Source organism: Lysobacter sp. HA35, from assembly GCF_054061195.1.
On record NZ_JBSSDY010000001.1, the window covers coordinates 528,295 to 546,993 of the forward strand.

19 protein-coding genes and 1 pseudogene are annotated in these 18,699 nt (G+C 67.5%); 8 read left to right on the forward strand and 12 right to left on the reverse strand.

The window, feature by feature from the left end; translation table 11 throughout:
* Positions 1-24: 24 nt before the first annotated feature.
* A complete protein-coding gene (locus ACVWZN_RS02740; protein ID WP_456952513.1) occupies positions 25-2,322 on the reverse strand; it encodes an MASE4 domain-containing protein in 2,298 nt (765 codons plus the stop codon).
* Between the two features lie 338 nt (positions 2,323-2,660).
* On the opposite strand from ACVWZN_RS02740, the gene ACVWZN_RS02745 reads away from it, so the two are divergent.
* The gene (locus ACVWZN_RS02745) at positions 2,661-3,125 is read left to right on the forward strand and encodes a hypothetical protein (RefSeq protein ID WP_456952514.1); all 465 of its coding nucleotides are present in this window, start codon (positions 2,661-2,663) and stop codon (positions 3,123-3,125) included.
* A 51-nt stretch (positions 3,126-3,176) separates the two neighbouring features.
* Here ACVWZN_RS02745 and ACVWZN_RS02750 read toward each other — a convergent pair whose 3' ends face one another.
* The 4 genes from ACVWZN_RS02750 to ACVWZN_RS02765 all read right to left on the reverse strand — a co-directional run bounded on the left by ACVWZN_RS02750 (position 3,177) and on the right by ACVWZN_RS02765 (position 6,760).
* On the reverse strand, positions 3,177-4,229 hold the full coding sequence (locus tag ACVWZN_RS02750; RefSeq protein WP_456952515.1) for an NAD(P)-dependent alcohol dehydrogenase: 1,053 nt from the start codon (positions 4,227-4,229) through the stop codon (positions 3,177-3,179).
* A 150-nt stretch (positions 4,230-4,379) separates the two neighbouring features.
* Positions 4,380-4,895, reverse strand: a complete 516-nt coding sequence (locus ACVWZN_RS02755; protein WP_456952516.1) for an RcnB family protein — start codon at positions 4,893-4,895, stop codon at positions 4,380-4,382.
* A 274-nt stretch (positions 4,896-5,169) separates the two neighbouring features.
* Positions 5,170-5,523, reverse strand: coding sequence for a hypothetical protein (locus ACVWZN_RS02760; protein WP_456952517.1), 354 nt, complete (start codon positions 5,521-5,523; stop codon positions 5,170-5,172).
* Between the two features lie 100 nt (positions 5,524-5,623).
* A complete protein-coding gene (locus ACVWZN_RS02765) occupies positions 5,624-6,760 on the reverse strand; it encodes a glutathione-independent formaldehyde dehydrogenase (protein WP_456952518.1) in 1,137 nt (378 codons plus the stop codon).
* A 196-nt stretch (positions 6,761-6,956) separates the two neighbouring features.
* Between ACVWZN_RS02765 and ACVWZN_RS02770 the strand changes: the two genes are divergently transcribed.
* Positions 6,957-7,493, forward strand: a complete 537-nt coding sequence (locus ACVWZN_RS02770; protein ID WP_456952519.1) for a GFA family protein — start codon at positions 6,957-6,959, stop codon at positions 7,491-7,493.
* 5 nt (positions 7,494-7,498) lie between these two features.
* Here ACVWZN_RS02770 and ACVWZN_RS02775 read toward each other — a convergent pair whose 3' ends face one another.
* Positions 7,499-8,302: a class I SAM-dependent methyltransferase gene (locus tag ACVWZN_RS02775; protein WP_456952520.1), complete on the reverse strand. Its 804-nt coding sequence runs from the start codon at positions 8,300-8,302 to the stop codon at positions 7,499-7,501.
* A gap of 83 nt (positions 8,303-8,385) precedes the next feature.
* On the reverse strand, positions 8,386-9,501 hold the full coding sequence (locus ACVWZN_RS02780) for an alkene reductase (RefSeq protein ID WP_456952521.1): 1,116 nt from the start codon (positions 9,499-9,501) through the stop codon (positions 8,386-8,388).
* 260 nt (positions 9,502-9,761) lie between these two features.
* Between ACVWZN_RS02780 and ACVWZN_RS02785 the strand changes: the two genes are divergently transcribed.
* Positions 9,762-10,187 carry an organic hydroperoxide resistance protein gene (locus ACVWZN_RS02785; protein WP_456952522.1) on the forward strand — a complete coding sequence of 142 codons (426 nt, stop codon included), beginning with the start codon at positions 9,762-9,764 and terminating at the stop codon, positions 10,185-10,187.
* Positions 10,188-10,205: 18 nt separating this feature from the next.
* Here ACVWZN_RS02785 and ACVWZN_RS02790 read toward each other — a convergent pair whose 3' ends face one another.
* The 3 genes from ACVWZN_RS02790 to ACVWZN_RS02800 all read right to left on the reverse strand — a co-directional run bounded on the left by ACVWZN_RS02790 (position 10,206) and on the right by ACVWZN_RS02800 (position 11,963).
* Complete coding sequence (locus tag ACVWZN_RS02790; RefSeq protein ID WP_456952523.1) at positions 10,206-10,403, reverse strand: hypothetical protein; 198 nt, start codon at positions 10,401-10,403, stop codon at positions 10,206-10,208.
* A gap of 79 nt (positions 10,404-10,482) precedes the next feature.
* Complete coding sequence (locus tag ACVWZN_RS02795; protein WP_456952524.1) at positions 10,483-11,535, reverse strand: DUF4142 domain-containing protein; 1,053 nt, start codon at positions 11,533-11,535, stop codon at positions 10,483-10,485.
* 104 nt (positions 11,536-11,639) lie between these two features.
* The gene (locus tag ACVWZN_RS02800) at positions 11,640-11,963 is read right to left on the reverse strand and encodes a KGG domain-containing protein (protein WP_456952525.1); all 324 of its coding nucleotides are present in this window, start codon (positions 11,961-11,963) and stop codon (positions 11,640-11,642) included.
* Positions 11,964-12,326: 363 nt separating this feature from the next.
* Between ACVWZN_RS02800 and ACVWZN_RS02805 the strand changes: the two genes are divergently transcribed.
* Both ACVWZN_RS02805 and ACVWZN_RS02810 read left to right on the forward strand, forming a co-directional pair.
* Positions 12,327-12,968 carry a hypothetical protein gene (locus ACVWZN_RS02805; RefSeq protein ID WP_456952526.1) on the forward strand — a complete coding sequence of 214 codons (642 nt, stop codon included), beginning with the start codon at positions 12,327-12,329 and terminating at the stop codon, positions 12,966-12,968.
* 39 nt (positions 12,969-13,007) lie between these two features.
* Positions 13,008-13,595, forward strand: a complete 588-nt coding sequence (locus ACVWZN_RS02810; protein WP_456952527.1) for a glutathione S-transferase family protein — start codon at positions 13,008-13,010, stop codon at positions 13,593-13,595.
* A 3-nt stretch (positions 13,596-13,598) separates the two neighbouring features.
* Here the strand turns inward: ACVWZN_RS02810 and ACVWZN_RS02815 are convergent, their stop codons facing one another.
* Positions 13,599-14,153: a peroxiredoxin gene (locus ACVWZN_RS02815; protein WP_456952528.1), complete on the reverse strand. Its 555-nt coding sequence runs from the start codon at positions 14,151-14,153 to the stop codon at positions 13,599-13,601.
* Positions 14,154-14,434: 281 nt separating this feature from the next.
* Positions 14,435-15,031, reverse strand: a pseudogene (locus ACVWZN_RS02820) (alpha/beta hydrolase); the annotation flags it as partial.
* Positions 15,032-15,223: 192 nt separating this feature from the next.
* Between ACVWZN_RS02820 and upp the strand changes: the two are divergent.
* The 3 genes from upp to ACVWZN_RS02835 all read left to right on the forward strand — a co-directional run bounded on the left by upp (position 15,224) and on the right by ACVWZN_RS02835 (position 18,645).
* Complete coding sequence (upp, locus tag ACVWZN_RS02825) at positions 15,224-15,856, forward strand: uracil phosphoribosyltransferase (RefSeq protein ID WP_456952529.1); 633 nt, start codon at positions 15,224-15,226, stop codon at positions 15,854-15,856.
* A 135-nt stretch (positions 15,857-15,991) separates the two neighbouring features.
* Positions 15,992-18,115 (forward strand): M13 family metallopeptidase, encoded by a 2,124-nt coding sequence (locus ACVWZN_RS02830; protein ID WP_456952530.1) that lies wholly within the window; start codon positions 15,992-15,994, stop codon positions 18,113-18,115.
* 158 nt (positions 18,116-18,273) lie between these two features.
* Positions 18,274-18,645, forward strand: a complete 372-nt coding sequence (locus ACVWZN_RS02835) for a response regulator (RefSeq protein WP_456952531.1) — start codon at positions 18,274-18,276, stop codon at positions 18,643-18,645.
* Positions 18,646-18,699 lie beyond the last annotated feature (54 nt).

Consider the following 18,699-nt stretch of genomic DNA (forward strand, 5'->3'; position numbering starts at 1 on the left):
GCATTGCGTGGTGAATTTCGGGTTCTAGCGTGCCTGCATCAACGCGACCGGCGCGCTCTCCACGTCCGCCGGGGACTGCGCCGACACCTGCATGACGATCTCGCAGCGCACGCCGTCGGGTTCGATCGCGTACACCGTGCTCGCACCGAGCTGGTAGGGCAGGGCGCGTTCGATGAGCTCACGCCCATAGCCGCCGCCCTGCACGGGCCCGTGGGGGTCGATGCGCATGCAGCTTTCCTTCCAGACGACGTTGAGCCGCGGCGTGCCATCGGCATCGGACAGCAGCGCCCAGCGCACGTCGAGCCGCCCGTTCGCGGCGGACAACGCGCCGTACTTCAACGCGTTGGTCGCGAGCTCGTGCAATGCGAGCGCCAGCGTCTGCACGGTGCTCGAACGCAGCCGAACGTTCGGCGGTCCGTCGAGCACGACACGGCCGTTGTCCTGCGCCGCGCGCAAGCCGGAGATCGCGAACATCTCGGCCTGCATGATTTCCTCGAACGTCACCCGATCGGTGTTGTCGAGGCGCGACAGCAAGGACTGCGCGCGTGCCAGTGCCTCGAGTCGATCGCGGAAAGTCGCGCGGAAGTCGTCCAAGCCTTCGCTGTCGCGCGACGTGCGATCGGCCAGCGCACGCACGACCGCGAGGATGTTGCGCGTGCGGTGCTGCAACTCGGCGACAAGGACGGCCTGACGATGCTGCAGCGACTTCAGCTCATGGATGTCGGTGCTGGAACCCAGCCACGATTCGAGCATTCCATCTGCGCCGAAATGCGGCTCCGACCGGCTGTGGTGCCAGCGATAGGTGCCGTCGGCCGCACGCAGGCGATGCTCGACGTCGAGGCGGCCGGTTTCGCGCGCCGCGAGCCATGACGCATGCGATGCGTCGCGATCGTCCGGATGCACGACGTCCATCCAGCCGGCGCCGAGCGCTTCGGTGGTGCTCTGGCCGGTGTACGTCACCCACTGCGGGCCGACCCACGTCGTCTGGCCATTCGCGTCGTTGCGCCACAGCAGCTGCGGAATGCCTTGCACCAGGACGCGCTGCCGCGCTTCGCTGTCGGCAAGCGCCTCTTCGGCGCGCCGCGCGTCGGTGACGTCGTTGAACAGCACGCCGGCGAGATCGTGATGGTGCTCGGCGCGGAATACGCGATACGCATGGACGCGGTCGGTATGCGGCGCCGGCCACTCGAATTCCTGCGGCTGGCCGCTGCCCAGTACCTCGGCGACGACGTCGAGCCAGCGCGCATCGAAGTCGGGGTCGACATCGCGCGCGGTGTGCCCCAGTGCAGTATCCGAGACGACGCTTTCGGCAGCGGGATTGCGCTCCACGTAGCGCAGGTCGACCACGCGATCGTCGTTGCGCACGGCCTTCACCACGTAGAACGCTTCGGACATGCTTCGGAACAGGTCGCCGTAGCGGCGCTCGTGCATGCGCAGGTCGTCGCGCGCCTGCACGAAGCGACGCTGCAGCTCGAACATCTGCAGCAGCAGCAACGCGAGCACCGAGATCGCGGTGATCAGGCCGTAGGTGCGTCCAATGTAGAAGCCAAGCTGGTAGCGACCGCTGACAAGTAGGCCGCTGAGCGCCAGGTCGATCGCATCGGCGGTCAACGCGACCGCGATCCACATATCGATGAGGCGTCGCTCGCGCGTGCGTCGCGCCATGAACGCGATCGCGACCAGGTGCAGCACCCATGCGACGCCAAGGATCTGCATCGTCGTCGGACGGTAGTGCGAGCCGCTCATGAGCGGCGGCAGGAAGGTGTCGTCCTTGGTGGCGATGAGCACCAGAAGCGCGGCGAACGCGGCGGTCGCGCCGTAGGCGGCGGGTGCGCTCCATGCGCGCGCGGGCAAGGTGGGCAGCGGCCGCGATACGCTCCAGAAGAAGCCGAGCACCAGCACGGGGAATATGCCGTGCCAGGCCATCCACAGCCATGCGGAGGTCTGTGCATCGCCGAACAGCGGGCCGCGGATGAAGGTGTCCGGCACGCTCAGGCCGTGCGCGAGCGAGGTCAGCCCGGCGAAGAAATACGCGCAGCCGAGCCACAGATACGCCGGCGAGCGCAGCCCGCGGTACTGCGCATGCACCAGCACCGCGGTGAACATGCACAGGAACGAGACGGCGACGTCGTACGCCGGCAGGAACGCCGGCACCACCGGCCATTGGCGGGCGGCGAACGGGGCTGTGGCGACGAACGCGGCGAGCAGCACGCCGACGAGAATCTTCGCGCGGCGGATGTCGCGGCTCGTCGCGCGCAGGTTGCCGAGCAGCGGAAAAGCGGCGGGATCGTCGTGTTCGGACAGCGGCGTACGGTGCGGCATGGAAATCCTGAAGGCATCGCCATCGGCTGCGTCGTGTCGCGCCGGCCCGGCGACGTTAGCTCAGTCGGGCCTGCGATCGCACGCTTCAGACCGTCCGCTTGCATGGAATCGACGCACAGCGCGCGTGCGCGCGACGTCGAACGCGGTTAGCGACCGTCGCGCTCGATCGCTTGCACGCCGTCGATCGTCCGTCAGGCGGCGCGTGAATGCGCTCGACCTCTGCCACACTCCGACCCGCTCCGGCCGCGTGCGGCAGGATGGCCGCCACGGACGGGCGGGGCACGGAGGCGCGGGCCGGATCCGCGCAAGTACACACATGGACGCATAAGGAGATGGACGTGTCGCAGAAACCGATCGCGATGGAACTGGGCGACGATTACCTGCATGCCGTGCGGTCCGCACTGGACCGCATCGAGGACGCACTGCCCGCATTGATCGCACTGGACCCGGCCGAACGCCGGTTGCTGGTGACGATGGGGCCGAAGTCGGAAGCATTCGCGCGGCAGGCGCTGCGCGTACTGGAACACAACCCGAAGATCGTGCCGCCGGGCTTCGACGTCGCCGCGGCGCAGGCGGACCTTCGCGCCGTCGAACAGCTGCGCCCGGTGCTGGAGCGCGTGCAGCAACTGGCCGCGCGGCTGGACGACACGGTCGCTGCGCTCGGCAGCGACGTCATGGACGCGGCGTTCGAGGGCTATGCATTGATCAAGCTATCGGGCGGCGCGCTCGGGCTGGACGAACTGCGCCGCGAGCTGTCGACGCGTGGACGCTGCGAGCGCAGGCGGTCGGCCGAGACGGCCTAGTTCGCGCAACGAAAAGGTCGGTGGACATTTCCATCCGCCGACCCGCGTCGCTCACGCCTTGAGTGATTCGATATCGATGACGAAGCGGTACTTCACGTCGCTGCGCAGCATGCGCTCGTAAGCCTCGTTGACTTCCTGCGCGCGGATCATCTCGATGTCCGCCACGATGCCGTGCTTCGCGCAGAAGTCGAGCATCTCCTGCGTCTCCGGAATGCCGCCGATCAGCGAACCCGCAATCGAGCGTCGACCGAAGATCAGCACGCCGATGTTGGGGCTCGGATGCGGATGCTCGGGCACGCCGACCAGGCAGAGCGTGCCGTCGCGCTTGAGCAGCGTGGTGAACGCATCGAGCTGGTGGCTGGCGGCGACGGTGTCGAGGATGAAATCGAAGCTGCGCGCGTGCGCGGCCATGGCGCCGGCGTCGCGCGACACGACGACTTCGTCCGCGCCGAGATGGTGCGCATCCTGGCGCTTGCTCTCGGACGTGGTGAACGCGACGACGTGCGCGCCCATCGCGTGCGCGATCTTGATACCCATGTGGCCGAGCCCGCCGATGCCGACGATGCCAACCTTCTTGCCCGGCCCGACGTTCCAGTGGCGCAGCGGCGAATACGTGGTGATGCCGGCGCACAGCAGCGGCGCGACCGCGGCGAGCTGATCCTTGGGATGGTTGATGCGCAGCACGAAGCGCTGGTCGACGGTGATTCGCTCGGAATAGCCGCCGAGCGTGTGACCCGGCGGGTCCTGCGTCGGACCGTTGTAGGTACCGACGAAACCGTTCTCGCAGTACTGCTCCAGGCCTTCCGCGCACGACGGGCAGTGCTGGCAGCTGTCGACCATGCAGCCCACGCCGACCGTGTCGCCGACCGCGAAGCCGTTGACGTCACTGCCCACCGCACTGACGGTGCCGACGATTTCGTGGCCCGGCACGCACGGATAGAGCGTCCCCGACCATTCGGACTTCACCGTGTGCAGGTCGGAATGGCAGACGCCGCAGTAGGCGATCTCGATCTGCACATCGCGCGGGCCGGGCGCGCGGCGCTGGATGTCGAGGGCGACGAGCGGCTGGTCGGCGGCGTGGGCACCGTAGGCTTTGACGGACATGGCGATCCCGGGGGATGGACGAAGCGCCGAAGGTTACGCCGCCGCGCGTTACGTTGCGACGACGCCACGGGGCCGCAGCATCCCGCCCGCATCGACCAAAAAAGAAGGGCCGGCGAACCGGCCCTTCGGGTCAAGCGATGACGCGTTGGATCAGCGGAAGATGCCGTACAGCACGTCCGCGATGATGCCGGACGCGATCGACACCATGTACGCATCGCCATCCACGCGCACCCAGCGGTAACCGCGCGGCGGCAGGCGCAGCTGGTACGCATACGGATCGACGTAGTACTGGCTCACGTAGAACGGCGGCGGCATCCGCGTGCCGACATGCCAGCGCTGCACCGAGTAACCGCGCGGCGCCACGTAGACGACGTTCGGGCGGTAGACGCGCTGCGGCACGTAGCGGTTGTTGTAACGGTTGTCGTAGCGACGGTCGTACTGGTACGACTGCGTGTAGCGACGGTCGTCGCCGCGATGTTCGTCGCGGCCGCGGTCATCGCGGTCGTGGCCACGGTCGCGATCGCCGCCACGGCTGTCGCGGTTGTAGTCGTGCGAGGCATAGCGGTCGTTGCCGCGGTCGTTGTGATATTGCGCGGCAGCGGGCAAGGCGACGGCGGATGCAGTCGCGAAGAGCAGTGCGGCGCCCAGTGCGGTGATCTTGCTCATCTCGTTCGGTCTCTCGGTGCGGGGATCGCAGGTGAAGCTTCCGCAAAGACGGCCTTATCGAAACTGAACAAAACGGGCCTGCGTACCGCCGGTTCAGGCGGCGGTCGACGCGCTGAAGCTTGGGCGCAATGCGCTCGATGGCAACGTCAACCGAAATGCCGTGGACGCGTTGCGCCTGCGATCGTCGACGAACGCCCAGCGATCGCAGACGCGGACGACGCGCGCTGCGGTGCAACGCGCGCGCGGATGCATCGTCAAGCGCGACGACGTTCGCTTACGGATGTGGCGGCGCGGTGCCCGATGTCGAGCCCGACGACGAGTTGCCCGAGTCGTTATCGGTCGAGGTATCCGACGCATCGGTCGCGTCCGATGTTCCGGAGTCCGAGCCGGCCAGATTCGCGCGTCCCGTCAGCATCGACGCACCGCCACCACTCGACCGGCCACGCACGTCGTCGGACGTACCGGTGGCGCTATACGCACCGACCGCGAGCGGGCTGGGGTTCGGTCGCGCATTGGCGCCGGTCATGGGGTTGGACGCGGGCGGCGTGTTGCCGGATGTCGTCTCGTTGGTCGCGCAGGCGGCCAGTGCCGCGAGCACGACGGGAAGGAGCAGGCGTTGCGCACGCATGGGGGAGCCTCCGGATGCGGTCGCCGGGCGAATCCCGACGCCGCATCCACGCTAGCCCCGGCCGCATTAGCGACAGGCGAAGGTTGCGAGTCGGCGCGGGTCAGGTGCCCGGCTTGAGCACGACCTTGGTCCAGCCTTCCTTGCGCGCGTCGAAGTTGCGATAGCCCTCGGGGGCCTGCTCCAGCGGCAGCTCGTGCGAGACGAGGAACGACGGCTTCGCCTTGCCCGCCTCGATCAGCTTCATCAGCTTGCGGTTGTACTTCTTGACGCTGCACTGGCCGCTGCCCACGCGCAGGCCCTTGTTGAAGAATTCGCCCATGTCGAACGGGATCTGTCCGTTCTTGGCCAGCTCGGTCGCGCCGCCCGGATCTTTCGGCATGAACACGCCGACCACGCCGATGCTGCCGGTCGGCTTCACCGCCTGCACCAGGTTGTTCATGGTCAGGCCCGGCACTTCGTGGCCAGCGCAGTTGAAGCACTGATAGCCCACGCATTCGCAGCCGCGATCCGCACCGCCCTTGGTGAGCTCGACCACCTGCTTCGCACCGTCGCCTTCGGTGTCGTCGATGGTGATGGCGCCGATCTGGTCGGCGAGTTTCAGTCGGTCGCGGTTGGAGTCGACGACGATCACCTGCGCGGCGCCGCGGATCATCGCGGAGTAGGCCGCGAACAGGCCAACCGGGCCCGCGCCGTACACCACCACGCTCTCGCCCGGCTGCACGCCCGCGAGCTCGGTCGCGTGGTAACCCGTCGGGAAGATGTCGGAGAGCATGACGTAGTCGTTCTCTCTTTCCGCCGCGTCTTCCGGCAATACGAGGCAGTTGTAGTCCGCGAACGGCACGCGCAGGTACTCGGCCTGGCCGCCGTCGTACGGGCCCATCTCCGCGTAGCCATACGCCGCGCCAGCCTTGCCGGGGTTCGCCGTGAGGCAGGCGGCGCTGTAGCCGCGCTCGCAGTTCTCGCAGAACCCGCAGCCGATGTTGAAGGGCAGGCAGACGCGGTCACCGACTTTCACGCGCGTCACGCAGGAACCGGCTTCGATCACTTCGCCTTGGTTCTCGTGCCCGAACACCTTGCCCGATTCGACGCTGGTGCGGCCCTCGTACATGTGCAGGTCCGAGCCGCAGATGTTGGTCGTGGTGATGCGGACGATGACATCCGTCGGCTTTTCGATCTTCGGGTCGGGCCGATCGACGACGCTCACGTCGCGCGGGCCGTTGTAGACGAGGGCGCGCATGCATGGAACTCCTTCGCGCCCGGACTCTTCAAGTCGGCCGCCGTGCGGGCGCATGCGCGCAACAGCCGTGACCGTCGCGGTGAATGTCGACGGCGTCGCGACCGTAAGCGCGCACTCGTGCAGCGCGTGCATAAGCGAGCGTGCGAGGATGCGTCGTTTGACGCGTTGATGCCATGCTGATTGCCGCTGGACGACCATGCCGCTTTCACTCATGGACATCGGCATGCGCATCGAAGGATCGTGTCACTGCGGCAACGTGCGTTTCTCGTGCGAAGCACCGTCGCCCGTGCCGTATCAGATCTGCTATTGCTCGATCTGCCGCAAGACGGCCGGTGGCAGCGGTGGTGCGATCAACCTCGGCGCGCGCATGGATACGCTGCAGGTCGAAGGCCGCGACCATATCGGCGTCTACAGCGCGCGCATCCACGAGGACGACGGCAGCGTCCGCACCAGCAGCGGCCAGCGGAATTTCTGCACCGGTTGCGGGAGTGCACTGTGGCTGTTCGATCCCGAATGGCCGGACCTGGTACATCCGCATGCGTCGGCGATCGACACGCCGCTACCGGAGCCGCCGGACCGCGTGCACATGATGTTGGGCTCGAAGGCGAACTGGGTGCGCGTGCCGAGCGGCACGCACGAAGTGCACTTCGACGAGTATCCCGACGAGTCGCTGGAGGACTGGCACAGACGGCACGGCATGTACGACGGCAACGACGCAGCGAAACGCGATTGATCGCGTCAGCCGCGCGCCTCGACGACGCGTGCGCGCATCGGCGCCTCGATGCGACCGCCGCCGAATCGGTCACAAAGTGCGGAGGTGGTGATCGCGATGGCATCGTCCAGACCGCCGGGATCGCGTGCTTCGATCTCATGACGCAGCGGCGTGCCGGCGCAGAACGCAGTGGCCGCGTCTTCGGCGCTCGAAGCGATGGTCGTAGCGGCGACGGTCGTGATGTGGATATCGACGAACCCCGCGCGTCGCACGTCGGCTTCGATGCGTGCGGCGTCGTGATAGCCATGCGGCACGCGGACCATGAACGTCGGTGGGTCGTCCGGAAAGCGCTGCGCCAGCGCATCGGTAATCGTCGCGGTGATCGGGTTGGCCTCGATCGCATCCCAGGCGTTGAACAGGAACACGCCGCGGTCGCGTAGTACCCGCCGTGCTTCCGTGTAGCCCAGCACGCGGTCGGGAAAGAACATCACGCCGAACTGGCAGAGCACGGCATCGAAAGTATCGTCATCGAACGGCAGTGACTGCGCATCCGCAACGCGCCAGCGCACGCCCGCGACGCCCGGTTCGTGATGCGCGACGTCCAGCATCGGCGCGCTGAGGTCGGTGGCGATGATTCTCGCGTCCGGGAGTCGCGCGGCGATCTCGCGGGTCAGCGCACCGGTGCCCGCCGCGGTTTCCAGTACGTCGCGCGCCGACGCATCGACACGCGCAGCGAGATCACGCGCGAACGGTTCGAACAGCATCGGCACCAGCAGCCGCGCGTAGATATCCGCAATGCCGGTGGCGAAGTTCGCGTCGTGCTCGGGCATCGCGTCGCTCCGAAGGGACGACGCGACCATACGCCGCGCACCGCGCTCTCAAGGACGCAGTGCGACGGCCTGCCGATCGGCGGTCAGTCCGCCAGTGTCGGGTAGTCGGCGTAGCCCTTGGCGCCGCCGGCGTACAGCGTGTCGCGGTCGGGCTCGGCGAGTGGCGCGCCTTCGCGGAAGCGGCGTACGAGGTCGGGGTTCGCGATGTACAGGCGACCGAACGCCACGGCATCGGCACGGCCTTCGCGAACGGCGGCCTGCGCCATGTCGAGGTCGTAGCCGTTGTTGACGATCCACGCGCCGCGATAACGCGAGCGCAGCGCCTCGTAGTCGAACGGTTGCGCGTCGCGCGGGCCACCGGTCGCGCCTTCCACCACGTGGATGTAGGCCACGTTCAAAGCATCGAGACGCTCGACGACGCGCTCGAACAACGGCTGCGGATTCGAGTCGGCGATATCGTTCGACGGCGTGACCGGCGCGATGCGTACACCGACGCGATCCGCGCCGATGGCATCGACGGTGGCCTTCACCACCTCGTGGAGGAAGCGCGTGCGGCTCTCGATGCTGCCGCCGTATTCGTCGTCGCGATGATTGGTCTTGTCGCGCAGGAACTGGTCGACGAGGTAGCCGTTCGCAGCGTGGATCTCGATGCCGTCGAACCCCGCCTCGATCGCGTTGCGCGCGGCAGTGGCGAAGTCCGCGACGATGCCGGGAATCTCGTCCAGGCGAAGCGCGCGCGGTTCCGACACATCGACGAATCCTTCCGGCGTAAAGGTCTTGGTGTTCGCACGAATTGCGCTCGGCGCGACCGGCACTTCGCCCGGTGGCAGCAGGCTGGTGTGCGAGATGCGGCCGACATGCCAGAGCTGCACGACGATGCGCCCGCCGCGGCGATGCACTTCATCGGTGACCCTGCGCCAGCCTTCGATCTGCTCGGGCGTGAACACGCCGGGCGTGCTGATGTAGCCCTGCGCGAGCAGGTTGACCTGCGTCGCCTCGGTGATGATCAGCCCGGCGGTCGCGCGCTGGCCGTAGTACTCGACTGCGAGCGGCGAGGGCACTAGGCCGTGAACCGCGCGGCTGCGCGTGAGCGGCGCCATGACGATGCGGTTGGCGAGCTCGAGCGCGCCGATGCGCACCGGATCGAACAGCGACGGTGCCGGCGTGTCGCGAGCGGGCTGGACGGCAGAGGAAGACATGCGATGGCCTGGATGATTCGTCGGGGTACGAACACTGGGGCCACGGGCGTGGCGCCACAGTCGTGGTGGCGTGCACGCTGCGTTTCACCGGCGGTGCGTATCGATGCTCGGTGCGGGAAAGCGCCTTGAAACAAGCGGCTTCACTTCGCGCATAGAAGATGGCTATCGACGCCATCGACACAAATGTCGTGACGCAAGCCGCTCGAGCCTGCAGTCTGCGCACCGATCCGGCGCAGCCCGCGCCCTCGATGGAAACCGCCATGTCGCTCGAAAACGTTCTCTACACCGCGCACGCCAGCGCCACCGGTGGCCGCGATGGCCGCGCCACCTCGTCCGACAACGTGCTGGACGTCCGCCTCGCCACGCCGCGCGAACTCGGCGGTGCGGGCGGGGAGGGCACCAATCCGGAACAGCTGTTCGCGGCCGGCTATTCGGCGTGTTTTCTCGGCGCGATGAAGTTCGTCGCCGGCCAGCAGAAGATCGCATTGCCGGCGGACGCGCGCGTCGATGGCAGCGTCGGCATCGGCCCGATTCCTGCGGGCTTCGGCATCAACGCGACGCTGCGCGTGCACGTGCCCGGCATGCCGCGTGAGCAGGTCGAGGAACTCGTGCAGAAGGCGCACGGCGTGTGTCCGTATTCGAATGCCACGCGCGGCAATATCGACGTCGAGCTCGTCGTCGTCTGATGTAACGCGCAGGCCGCGTCAGCGACGGTCGTCGTCGTTGCCGCGGCCCTGCTGCTGCGTGCGCTCTGGACCTTGCCCGCGATCGTTGCGCGGGTTGAGTTGTTCGGCGTTGCGATAGCCGGTCTGCGATTCGAGTTCGTGCGCCTGCGGCGAACGATCCGGTCGATCGGGCCGGCTGATGCGGCGCGGCGGGTTGTCGTCGCGATTGGTGGTCATCGTGGCTCCATGTCGTGCGATGCGGTCGCCGATGCGATGACGGCCGCGATGTCGCTGCGGCCGTCATCGACGCACGCAATCAGCCGGTGCCGAGTTGCGTCTGCAGCTGCCGTGCCTGGTCGAGGTGCTTCTGCACCGCCGCACGCGTGGTCGTCAGGTGGTTGCGCGCGGCGGCGTCCCGCACGACGCCCATCGACGCATCCAGCATCTGCAGCGTCATCTGGTGGTCCATCACCATGCGGTCGATGTAGGCACGCGTGTAGGCCTGGCCACTCAGCGATGCGAGCTGCTGTTCGCCCTGTCGCGCCATCGTCGTCAGTTGCTGCAGCGACGTGCCGCTTCCGGACGTGCTGCCCATCAGCTTGCGCGTGGCTGCAAGGTTCGCGGTGTGCTCGGCGATCATCATGTCGGCGTACTGGCGCGCGCCGCCGCTGACGTTCTTGCTGATCGCCTGACGCGCGGCGCGGATCTCATGGTCGTCGACCGCCGCCACCATCGCCAGCGCTTCGGCCTGCGAATGCGCGACGGGCGCTGCGCCCGCACTGGTCGAGGCGCTCGCCGACCCCGTACCCGTCGTGGACGACGCGCCGCTCGACGCGCTGCGGCCGGACGAGGACGTTGCGCGCGTCGATGAGGTGGTCGAACCGCCGGTCGAGGTCGACGACGCCCCGGTGGTCGTGTTGCGGCCCGAGGTGCCGCTGCCGGTGGACTGTCCCGTCGACGAACTGCCGCCCATGTCGCCGGTGTCGCCCGTGTCGAGCTGCGTGCCCGAGTAGCGATCCGACATGCTCGTGTTCGAGCCGGACGACGTGCCCGTGGACGACGAGCCCGTGGACGAGCCGGTCGACGACGTGCCGCTGCCGTTCCATGCGGATGTACCGCTATTGCCTGCCATCGACGAACCGGTCGACCCGGACGTCGAGGTGGACGAACCGGATCCGCTGGTGCCGTTCGTTCCGGTCGTACCGCTCGTTCCGCCCGACGTCGTCGACTGCGGGCTCCACGACGCGGCCATGCCGCCCGAGGTTCCGTTGCTGCCGGTCGTTCCGGTGTCGCTGCCTGTCGTCGCGCACGCGCCCAGTGCGAGCGTCAGCGCGACCGTGATCGCCTTCTTGTATCCGAGTGTGGTCATAAGCCTCTCCATGTCGCCGTTGGGGATGTCGCATCGGAGCCGGCGTCGGCGGATCGATCGGCTTGGACTCGGGCCGACCGACTATGTGCGACGCCGGTCCGTGCCTACTGCGCGGTCGCCGTCGATGCGGTGCGCATGACGCCGCGGGTCGCTTCGCCGCCGCGACGTCCGATCGCCGCCATGTGCTCGCGGTTGCCGCTCACGGCCTGGCCGCCTTTGCGGCCGATCGCGGCCATGTGGTCGCGATTGCGGCTCACCGCCTGGCCGCCCTTGCGGCCGGCGTCGCGGGCTTCGTTGGCGCTGAACTCGTGGGCGTTGCCGCGGGCATGAGCGGCGCGGCCGCCCATCGACGCGATCTCGCGCTGGCGGTTCGGGTCCATGCGATTGAAGCCGCCACGCGGCGTCGGGGTCTGGGTGTCGAGGTCCATCGGGGTGTCTCCGGGGTAGAGGCGACCGCCGGCGCGCCCATGGACACGTCGCGTCGATCGAGTTGGTCGATGGTTCCCCGGGGCTGCGCGATGACCCGCTCGGGTCCGCCTTCCACCACGTCCTTCCGCAGCGCAGCCCCGGGGAACGCGATCGATGCTCGGCGTGGTCGCATTAGCGCTGGGCGAAGCGCAGGTGCACGGCGCATTCGCCGCATGAAGTGCTTTAGCGCAGGGGTTTCGCGGTGTCGATCCGATGCAGGATCGATGTCGAGCCCGTCAGCTTGAACGAGTCATTGTTGTGCACGTCGGGTGAAGCGAGCGCGGCCGGTCGACACAGGCGCAAAGCATCGATAGATTGGGCATATGGTCACATCTTCACTCGCGACATCCCGCACTCCCGGACGGCTGCTAGTCGTCGAGGACGAGTACCTCATCGCCGACGAAATGCGTCGCGATCTCGAGGCGCTCGGCGCCAGCGTGATCGGCCCGGTCGCGAACGTTGCGGCGGCGATGTCGCTGTTCGACAGCGACCCCGACATCGACGGCGCGATCCTCGACATCAACCTGGCGGGCGAGACCGTATTCCCGGTCGCGGCCGCACTCGAAGCACGTCGCATTCCGTTCGTGTTCTGGACGGCGTACGAGTCGTGGACGTTGCCGAGCGAGTTCCGCGATCGTCCGCGCCTTGCCAAGCCGTCGAGCGCGGAAGAAGCGCTGCGTTACCTGCGGCCGATGCCCGTCATCGAGACGGTGCAGCCGCCCGTACGTCGTCGCTCGACGCCGGTGCTTGCAGATGTGTTCGTCAGCGCGCACGGCGATTACCTGCTGCGTCTGCACGCCGGTGGCGTACCGGACGAAGCCGACCTCGACTGGATCGGCCTTGCGAGCATCGACCCCGCGCAGTGGAGCGTGCGCCTGCGCATGAGCGTCGAGCCGGGCGTGTTCTACCGCGTGCCGCCGCGTTACCTGCAGGGCCTGTGGTCGGAACTCGCCGTCATCGGCTGATGCGCCACATGTGAATCGCACGGCGCGCGGAGTTCATCGATGACACCGCCACGCCTGTTGATGACGCCGCGCTCGCATTTCTCGCGCAAGGTGCGTCTGCTCGCCGATGGCCTCGGCATCCCGCTGGAACTCGTAGACGTCGGCAACGTGGCCGATGTCGATCCCGCGATCTTCGGGCCGAATCCCCTGATGAAAGTGCCGACGCTGGTCGACGGCGCGCAGGTCGTGTTCGATTCCGACCACATTGCGGCGTGGCTGGTGCGTTGCCACGATCCGGACGATCGCTTCGACGTACTGACGAATGATCCCGACGTGCTCAACGCGCGTGCTGTGTTGAACGGAATGATGGCGACCGAAGTCGAACTGGTGCTCGCCGCGCGTACCGGACTGGATGTCGCACATCCGCGGTTCGACAAGATGCGTGGCGTGATCGAATCAGGGCTCGACTGGCTGGACGCGCACGCTTCGGTATTCGGCGACAGGCCGAACTATCTCGGCCTGCATCTTGTCGCGCTCTGCGATCACCTTGCGTTCTACGGACTCGCGAAGCTCCGGCATCCATCGCTGGCCGCGCATGTGGAAACGCTCACCCATTTGCCGTGGGTGAGCGCTTCGCGTCCTGCGTAATGCTTATTTCTTCGGTGCGGCCTTCGCGGCCTTGACGCCGTCCAGCATCGCCTGCACGTGCTGGTTCGGATTGAGGTCCGAATAGACCGCGGCGATCGTGCCGTTCGGCGCGACCACGTACGACGTGCGGTTCGACCACTCCGGCTTCTTGTCGAGCACGGCGTCGTAGGTCTTCGCGATCTTCGCGCCCGGGTCCGCACCGACAGCGAACTTGCCGCCGCAATGCTCGGTCTCGGTCGAGAACGCGGACAGCTGGTCGGTATTGCCGGCGCTGAGGCCGATCACCGTCGCGCCTTCGGCCTTGAACTTGTCGCTGGCCTCGGAGAACAGGTGCGCTTCCATGTTGCAGCCCGGCGTATGCGCGGCGGGGAAGAAGTAGACGACGACCGGACCCTTCTTCAGCGCCTTCGACAGCTCGAACGTAAACGGCTTGCCGGCGAGATACGACTGCGCCTTGAAGTCGGGTGCCTTGTCGCCGGTCTTCAGTGCCGCCGCAGCGGGCGAGGCGAGCGCGAGAGTGGCGACGGCGGCGAGCGTGGCGCGGGTCAGGGCATTCATGGCGTGGTCCCGTTTGGCGGATCGAAGTGGCGATCGTTATACGCCAGCCACGGCCGCCGGACACCGCAGCCGGTCGGCGAGCAGCCGCGTGCACGGCCGCCCGTTCATCGGCATACGCCGCCGGCTACGCATCCGGAACATTCGCGTCACGACGGCGAAACGACGAACCTGATGTATTCAGCGTGCGTCCCGGGATGGGTCGCAGCGCGTCCGAACTGGGTCGAGGTCGCGTCTCTCCAATGAGGGCTTGAGCCCCGGACTTCTCTCGGGTCCGGGGTTTTTTATGCGCGACGCAAACGTGCGTCGAGCCATGTCGAAGCGGTGTCGACCATGGCATCGGTGAGTTCGTGCGCACCGTCGTGCACGACCATTGATGTGTCGATGCCGAAGCCTTCAAGCCGCGACGCGGCGTCGCGTGCACCGTCGACTGGCAACGTGTCGTCGTCGCGACCGTGCACGACGAGTGCTTCGAGATCGCGCACGCGCTCCACGTCATCCGGTTCGACGTCGGGAAGCAGGCTACCGGCGAGCATGAAGAATCCGGCAACGCGATCGGTCGCAGACAGAGCCGCGCTTGCGGCAAGAATCCCACCTTGGCTGAAGCCACCGATCCACGTGCGTTGCGGCGCGATGTCGTGGTGCGACTGCAGCTGCGCGATGAAGTCCAGCAGGCGGCCTCGTGCTTCGGCTTCTTCGTTCTCCACGATCTGCAGGCCGTCTTCGCTCAGGCCGATGCGATACCAGCCGAGCCGTCCGCCTGCGATCGAGCGATGCCCGCGCGGCAGCACGACGAGCGTGCCCGGCGGTGCGCGTTCGCCGAGCGCGACAAGTTGCTTCTCGTCGCCGCCGACGCCGTGCAGCAGCACGAGCAACGAGTGCGCGCGTCGGGCTTGGGCTCCATCGTCGCGAACGAGAACGCGTAGTCCGCGGACTCGGTGAGTTCGCTAAGTGCGGGCGGCGAGGGTGATGTCGTCATCGAGGCGATGCTGCCGAACGCGAAGTGACGCGATGGTCGCGCCCGGCTTCGCGCATCGGTCACACTCGCGTTTTCGCCACGCACCGGGAACGCCATGAAGGTCATCGAAGTCCGCCATCCGCTCGTGCAGCACAAGCTCGGCCTGATGCGGCGCGCCGACCTCAGCACCAAGGAGTTCCGCGACCTGGCGTCCGAAGTCGCCACGTTGCTGACCTACGAAGCGACCGCCGACCTGCCGACGGAAACCATCACCGTCGACGGCTGGGCCGGCCCGGTGCAGGTGCAGCGCATCAAGGGCCGCAAGGTGACGCTGGTGCCGATCCTGCGCGCGGGGCTCGGCATGCTGCCTGGCGTGCTCGAACTGGTGCCGGCGGCGAAGGTCAGCGTGGTCGGCCTGCAGCGCGACGAGGACACGCATGCGGCGGTCGGCTACTACGAGAAGCTGGTCGGCAGCATGTCCGATCGCATTGCGCTGATCCTCGACCCGATGCTCGCCACCGGTGGCTCGCTGATCGCGGCCATCGATCTGCTCAAGGCGGCCGGCGCGACGCGGATCAAGGCGCTGTGCCTGGTCGCGGCGCCAGAAGGGCTGCGTGCGGTCGAGGCCAAGCATCCGGACGTCGACATCGTCACCGCGTCGGTCGACGAGCGCCTCAACGAGCGCGCCTACATCCTTCCCGGGCTCGGCGACGCGGGCGACCGCATCTTCGGTACGCGCGCGGTCTGATGTCGCGACGGTGAACGCGGTCACCTTCGCGGCAGGCCAACCGGGACTTTCGGCCTAGAAAGGCACCCGCGGCGCGGTCGTATGCTCCGGAGTCGCAACGCACCGGCGCTTCCCGGTGCCACCCGGAGATCCCGTTTGAAGACCACGCTGCTCCCGCTCGCCGCGGCCCTCGCGCTCGCCATCGCCCCCCAGCTCCACGCGCAGGACGCGCATTGCCTCGACGACACCTGCAGCCTGCAGGCGCTGCTGCCCGTCGACAGCGGCACGTCCACGCCGTCCGCTGCGGCCGACGCGACCGTCGCGCCGCGCCAGGGCACGTGGGGTATCGACCTCGCCGGCATGGACCGTTCGGTCAAGCCAGGCGACGACTTCTTCCGCTACGTCAACGGCAACTGGGCGAAGACCACGCAGATTCCGGCGGATCGTTCGAGCTACGGCGGCTTCGCCGTGCTGCGCGACCTGTCCGAGGCGCGTGTGCACAAGCTCGTCGAAAGCTATCCCGCCGATCCGGCCAAGGGTGACGACGCCTCGAAGGTCGGCGCGCTCTACAAGGGCTTTCTCGACGAGGCCAGCATCGAGAAGCTCGGCGGCAAGCCGCTGAGGCCGCAGATCGACGCGCTGCGCAAGGTGTCGAGCAAGACGCAGATGGCCGAAGTGATGGGCCGTTCGATGGGCGGGTTCGGTCGGAGCTTCGTCAGCCTGTCGGTCGGCGACGATGCGCGCGATCCCGAGCATTACGCGCTCTACCTCGGCCAGTCGGGCCTGGGCCTCGGCGACCGCGATCTGTATCTCGATCCGAAGTTCGCGCCGCAGCGTGAGCGTTACCAGAAGTACATCGCGCAGATGCTGCAGATGGCCGGTTGGGACAAGCCGGCCGATCGTGCCGCGTCGATCATGGCGCTCGAAACCAAGATCGCGAACGCGCACTGGACGCGCGCGCAGAGCCGCGACCGCGACAAGACCTACAACCCGGTCGAACTCGCCGACCTCGACACCAAGGCGCCGGGCTTCCCGTGGGCGGCGTTCTTCAAGGCTGCGGGCGTCGATGCGACGAAGCGCGGCGTCGTGCGCCAGGGCACCGCGCTGCCGAAGCTCGCCGCGATTTTCAACGAGACCGACCTCGACACGCTGAAGGCGTGGGAAGCGTTCCAGGTCACCGACCAGGCCGCGCCGCTGCTGTCGAAGTCGTTCGCGGATGCCAACTTCGAGTTCCGTTCGAAGTTCATGTCGGGCCAGCCGCAGCAGCGTGAGCGCTGGAAGCGTGCCGTCGCATTCGCCGACGACGCGATGGGCGAGGCGATCGGTCGCGACTACGTCACGCAGTATTTCCCCGCCGATTCGAAGGCGAAGATGGACGCGCTGGTCGCGAACATCAAGGAAGCCATGCGTGCGCGTCTCAATAAGCTCACGTGGATGAGCGATGCCACGCGCGCCGAAGCACTGACCAAGCTCGACAACTTCGGCCTGAAGATCGGCTACCCGGAAAAGTGGCGCGACTACAGCGGCCTGAAGGTCGTTGCGGGTGACACGTTCGGCAACGGGCAGCGCTCGCAGCAGTTCGAGTGGGACTACGACCGCGCGCGCATCGGCAAGGTCACCGACAAGCTCGAATGGGGCATGACGCCGCAGACCGTCAACGCGTACTACTCGTCGGTCAAGAACGAGATCGTGTTCCCGGCCGCGATCCTGCAGCCCCCGTTCTTCGATCCCGACGCGGACCCGGCGGTGAACTACGGCGCGATCGGCGGCGTCATCGGCCACGAGATCACCCACGGCTTCGACGACCAGGGCCGCAAGTCGGACGGCAAGGGCTTCCTGCGCGACTGGTGGACGAAGGACGACGCGGCGAAGTTCGAGACGCAGGCGGCGAAGCTCGGCGGCCAGTACGAGGGCTACGACTTCGCGTCGCTGCCCGGCGTGCACATCAACGGCAAGGCGTCGATGGGCGAGAACATCGGCGACCTCGGCGGCATCACGCTCGGCCTCGAGGCCTATCACCGCTCGCTCGACGGCAAGCCGGCACCGGTGATCGACGGCTTCACCGGCGACCAGCGCGTCTTCCTCGGCTGGGGCCAGGTGTGGCGCACGCTGATGCGCGATGACGCGCTTCGCCAGCAGCTCGTGGGCGACCCGCATTCGCCGGGCCAGATCCGCGCGTTCGCGCCGCTGCGCAACGTCGACGCCTGGTACGACGCGTTCGGCATCAGCAAGGGCGACGCGATGTACATCGCACCGGAAGACCGCGTCCGCATCTGGTAATCGCTAGATCGATCGCACTTCGACCGGCGCCCACGTGGCGCCGGTCGTCGTTTGGGCGCCGCGTTTTTTCCGACGATCGGCCTCCGGGCGGACGCGGCCTCACGCCGGTTGAATCTCCGGTCGGTTAGACAGGGCCGTCACCACCACCCCGGACCCCGATGGAAACGCGGATCCTCGTCGTCGACGACAACGCGCGCGTGCGCGAAATGCTGGCCGACCTGCTCGAACTCGATGGACATGTCGTCTTCCAGGCGGAGACGGGGCAGGTGGCATTGCAACTGCTTCAAGGCGGCCTGCAGCCGCGGCTGATCGTGTGCGACCTGATGATGCCGGACGTCGATGGCTGGCAGGTGCTGGCCGCGGTCGAGCAGATGCCCGAGCGCCCCGAGGTCATCATCTTCAGTTCGCTGGGCGACCTCGCCTCGATCGAGCGCCTTACCGAACGCTACGGTTGCACCGTGCTCAAGAAGCCCGAGCAGCTCCGCGAAGTCGTGGGCTTCGCCCGCGCGACGATCGATCGTCCGCACTGAGCTGCAGGGTCAACCCCAGCTGAAGGGCGCCTCACGCTGCGTGCGCGATAATGA

Coding starts and splice junctions, on each gene's coding strand:
- ACVWZN_RS02740 (WP_456952513.1), bottom strand. CDS start 2,322: ATGCCGCACCGTACGCCGCTGTCCGAACACGACGATCCCGCCGCTTTT.
- ACVWZN_RS02750 (WP_456952515.1), bottom strand. CDS start 4,229: ATGTCCGTCAAAGCCTACGGTGCCCACGCCGCCGACCAGCCGCTCGTC.
- ACVWZN_RS02755 (WP_456952516.1), bottom strand. CDS start 4,895: ATGAGCAAGATCACCGCACTGGGCGCCGCACTGCTCTTCGCGACTGCA.
- ACVWZN_RS02760 (WP_456952517.1), bottom strand. CDS start 5,523: ATGCGTGCGCAACGCCTGCTCCTTCCCGTCGTGCTCGCGGCACTGGCC.
- ACVWZN_RS02765 (WP_456952518.1), bottom strand. CDS start 6,760: ATGCGCGCCCTCGTCTACAACGGCCCGCGCGACGTGAGCGTCGTCGAT.
- ACVWZN_RS02770 (WP_456952519.1), top strand. CDS start 6,957: ATGCCGCTTTCACTCATGGACATCGGCATGCGCATCGAAGGATCGTGT.
- ACVWZN_RS02775 (WP_456952520.1), bottom strand. CDS start 8,302: ATGCCCGAGCACGACGCGAACTTCGCCACCGGCATTGCGGATATCTAC.
- ACVWZN_RS02780 (WP_456952521.1), bottom strand. CDS start 9,501: ATGTCTTCCTCTGCCGTCCAGCCCGCTCGCGACACGCCGGCACCGTCG.
- ACVWZN_RS02785 (WP_456952522.1), top strand. CDS start 9,762: ATGTCGCTCGAAAACGTTCTCTACACCGCGCACGCCAGCGCCACCGGT.
- ACVWZN_RS02790 (WP_456952523.1), bottom strand. CDS start 10,403: ATGACCACCAATCGCGACGACAACCCGCCGCGCCGCATCAGCCGGCCC.
- ACVWZN_RS02795 (WP_456952524.1), bottom strand. CDS start 11,535: ATGACCACACTCGGATACAAGAAGGCGATCACGGTCGCGCTGACGCTC.
- ACVWZN_RS02800 (WP_456952525.1), bottom strand. CDS start 11,963: ATGGACCTCGACACCCAGACCCCGACGCCGCGTGGCGGCTTCAATCGC.
- ACVWZN_RS02805 (WP_456952526.1), top strand. CDS start 12,327: ATGGTCACATCTTCACTCGCGACATCCCGCACTCCCGGACGGCTGCTA.
- ACVWZN_RS02810 (WP_456952527.1), top strand. CDS start 13,008: ATGACACCGCCACGCCTGTTGATGACGCCGCGCTCGCATTTCTCGCGC.
- ACVWZN_RS02815 (WP_456952528.1), bottom strand. CDS start 14,153: ATGAATGCCCTGACCCGCGCCACGCTCGCCGCCGTCGCCACTCTCGCG.
- upp (WP_456952529.1), top strand. CDS start 15,224: ATGAAGGTCATCGAAGTCCGCCATCCGCTCGTGCAGCACAAGCTCGGC.
- ACVWZN_RS02835 (WP_456952531.1), top strand. CDS start 18,274: ATGGAAACGCGGATCCTCGTCGTCGACGACAACGCGCGCGTGCGCGAA.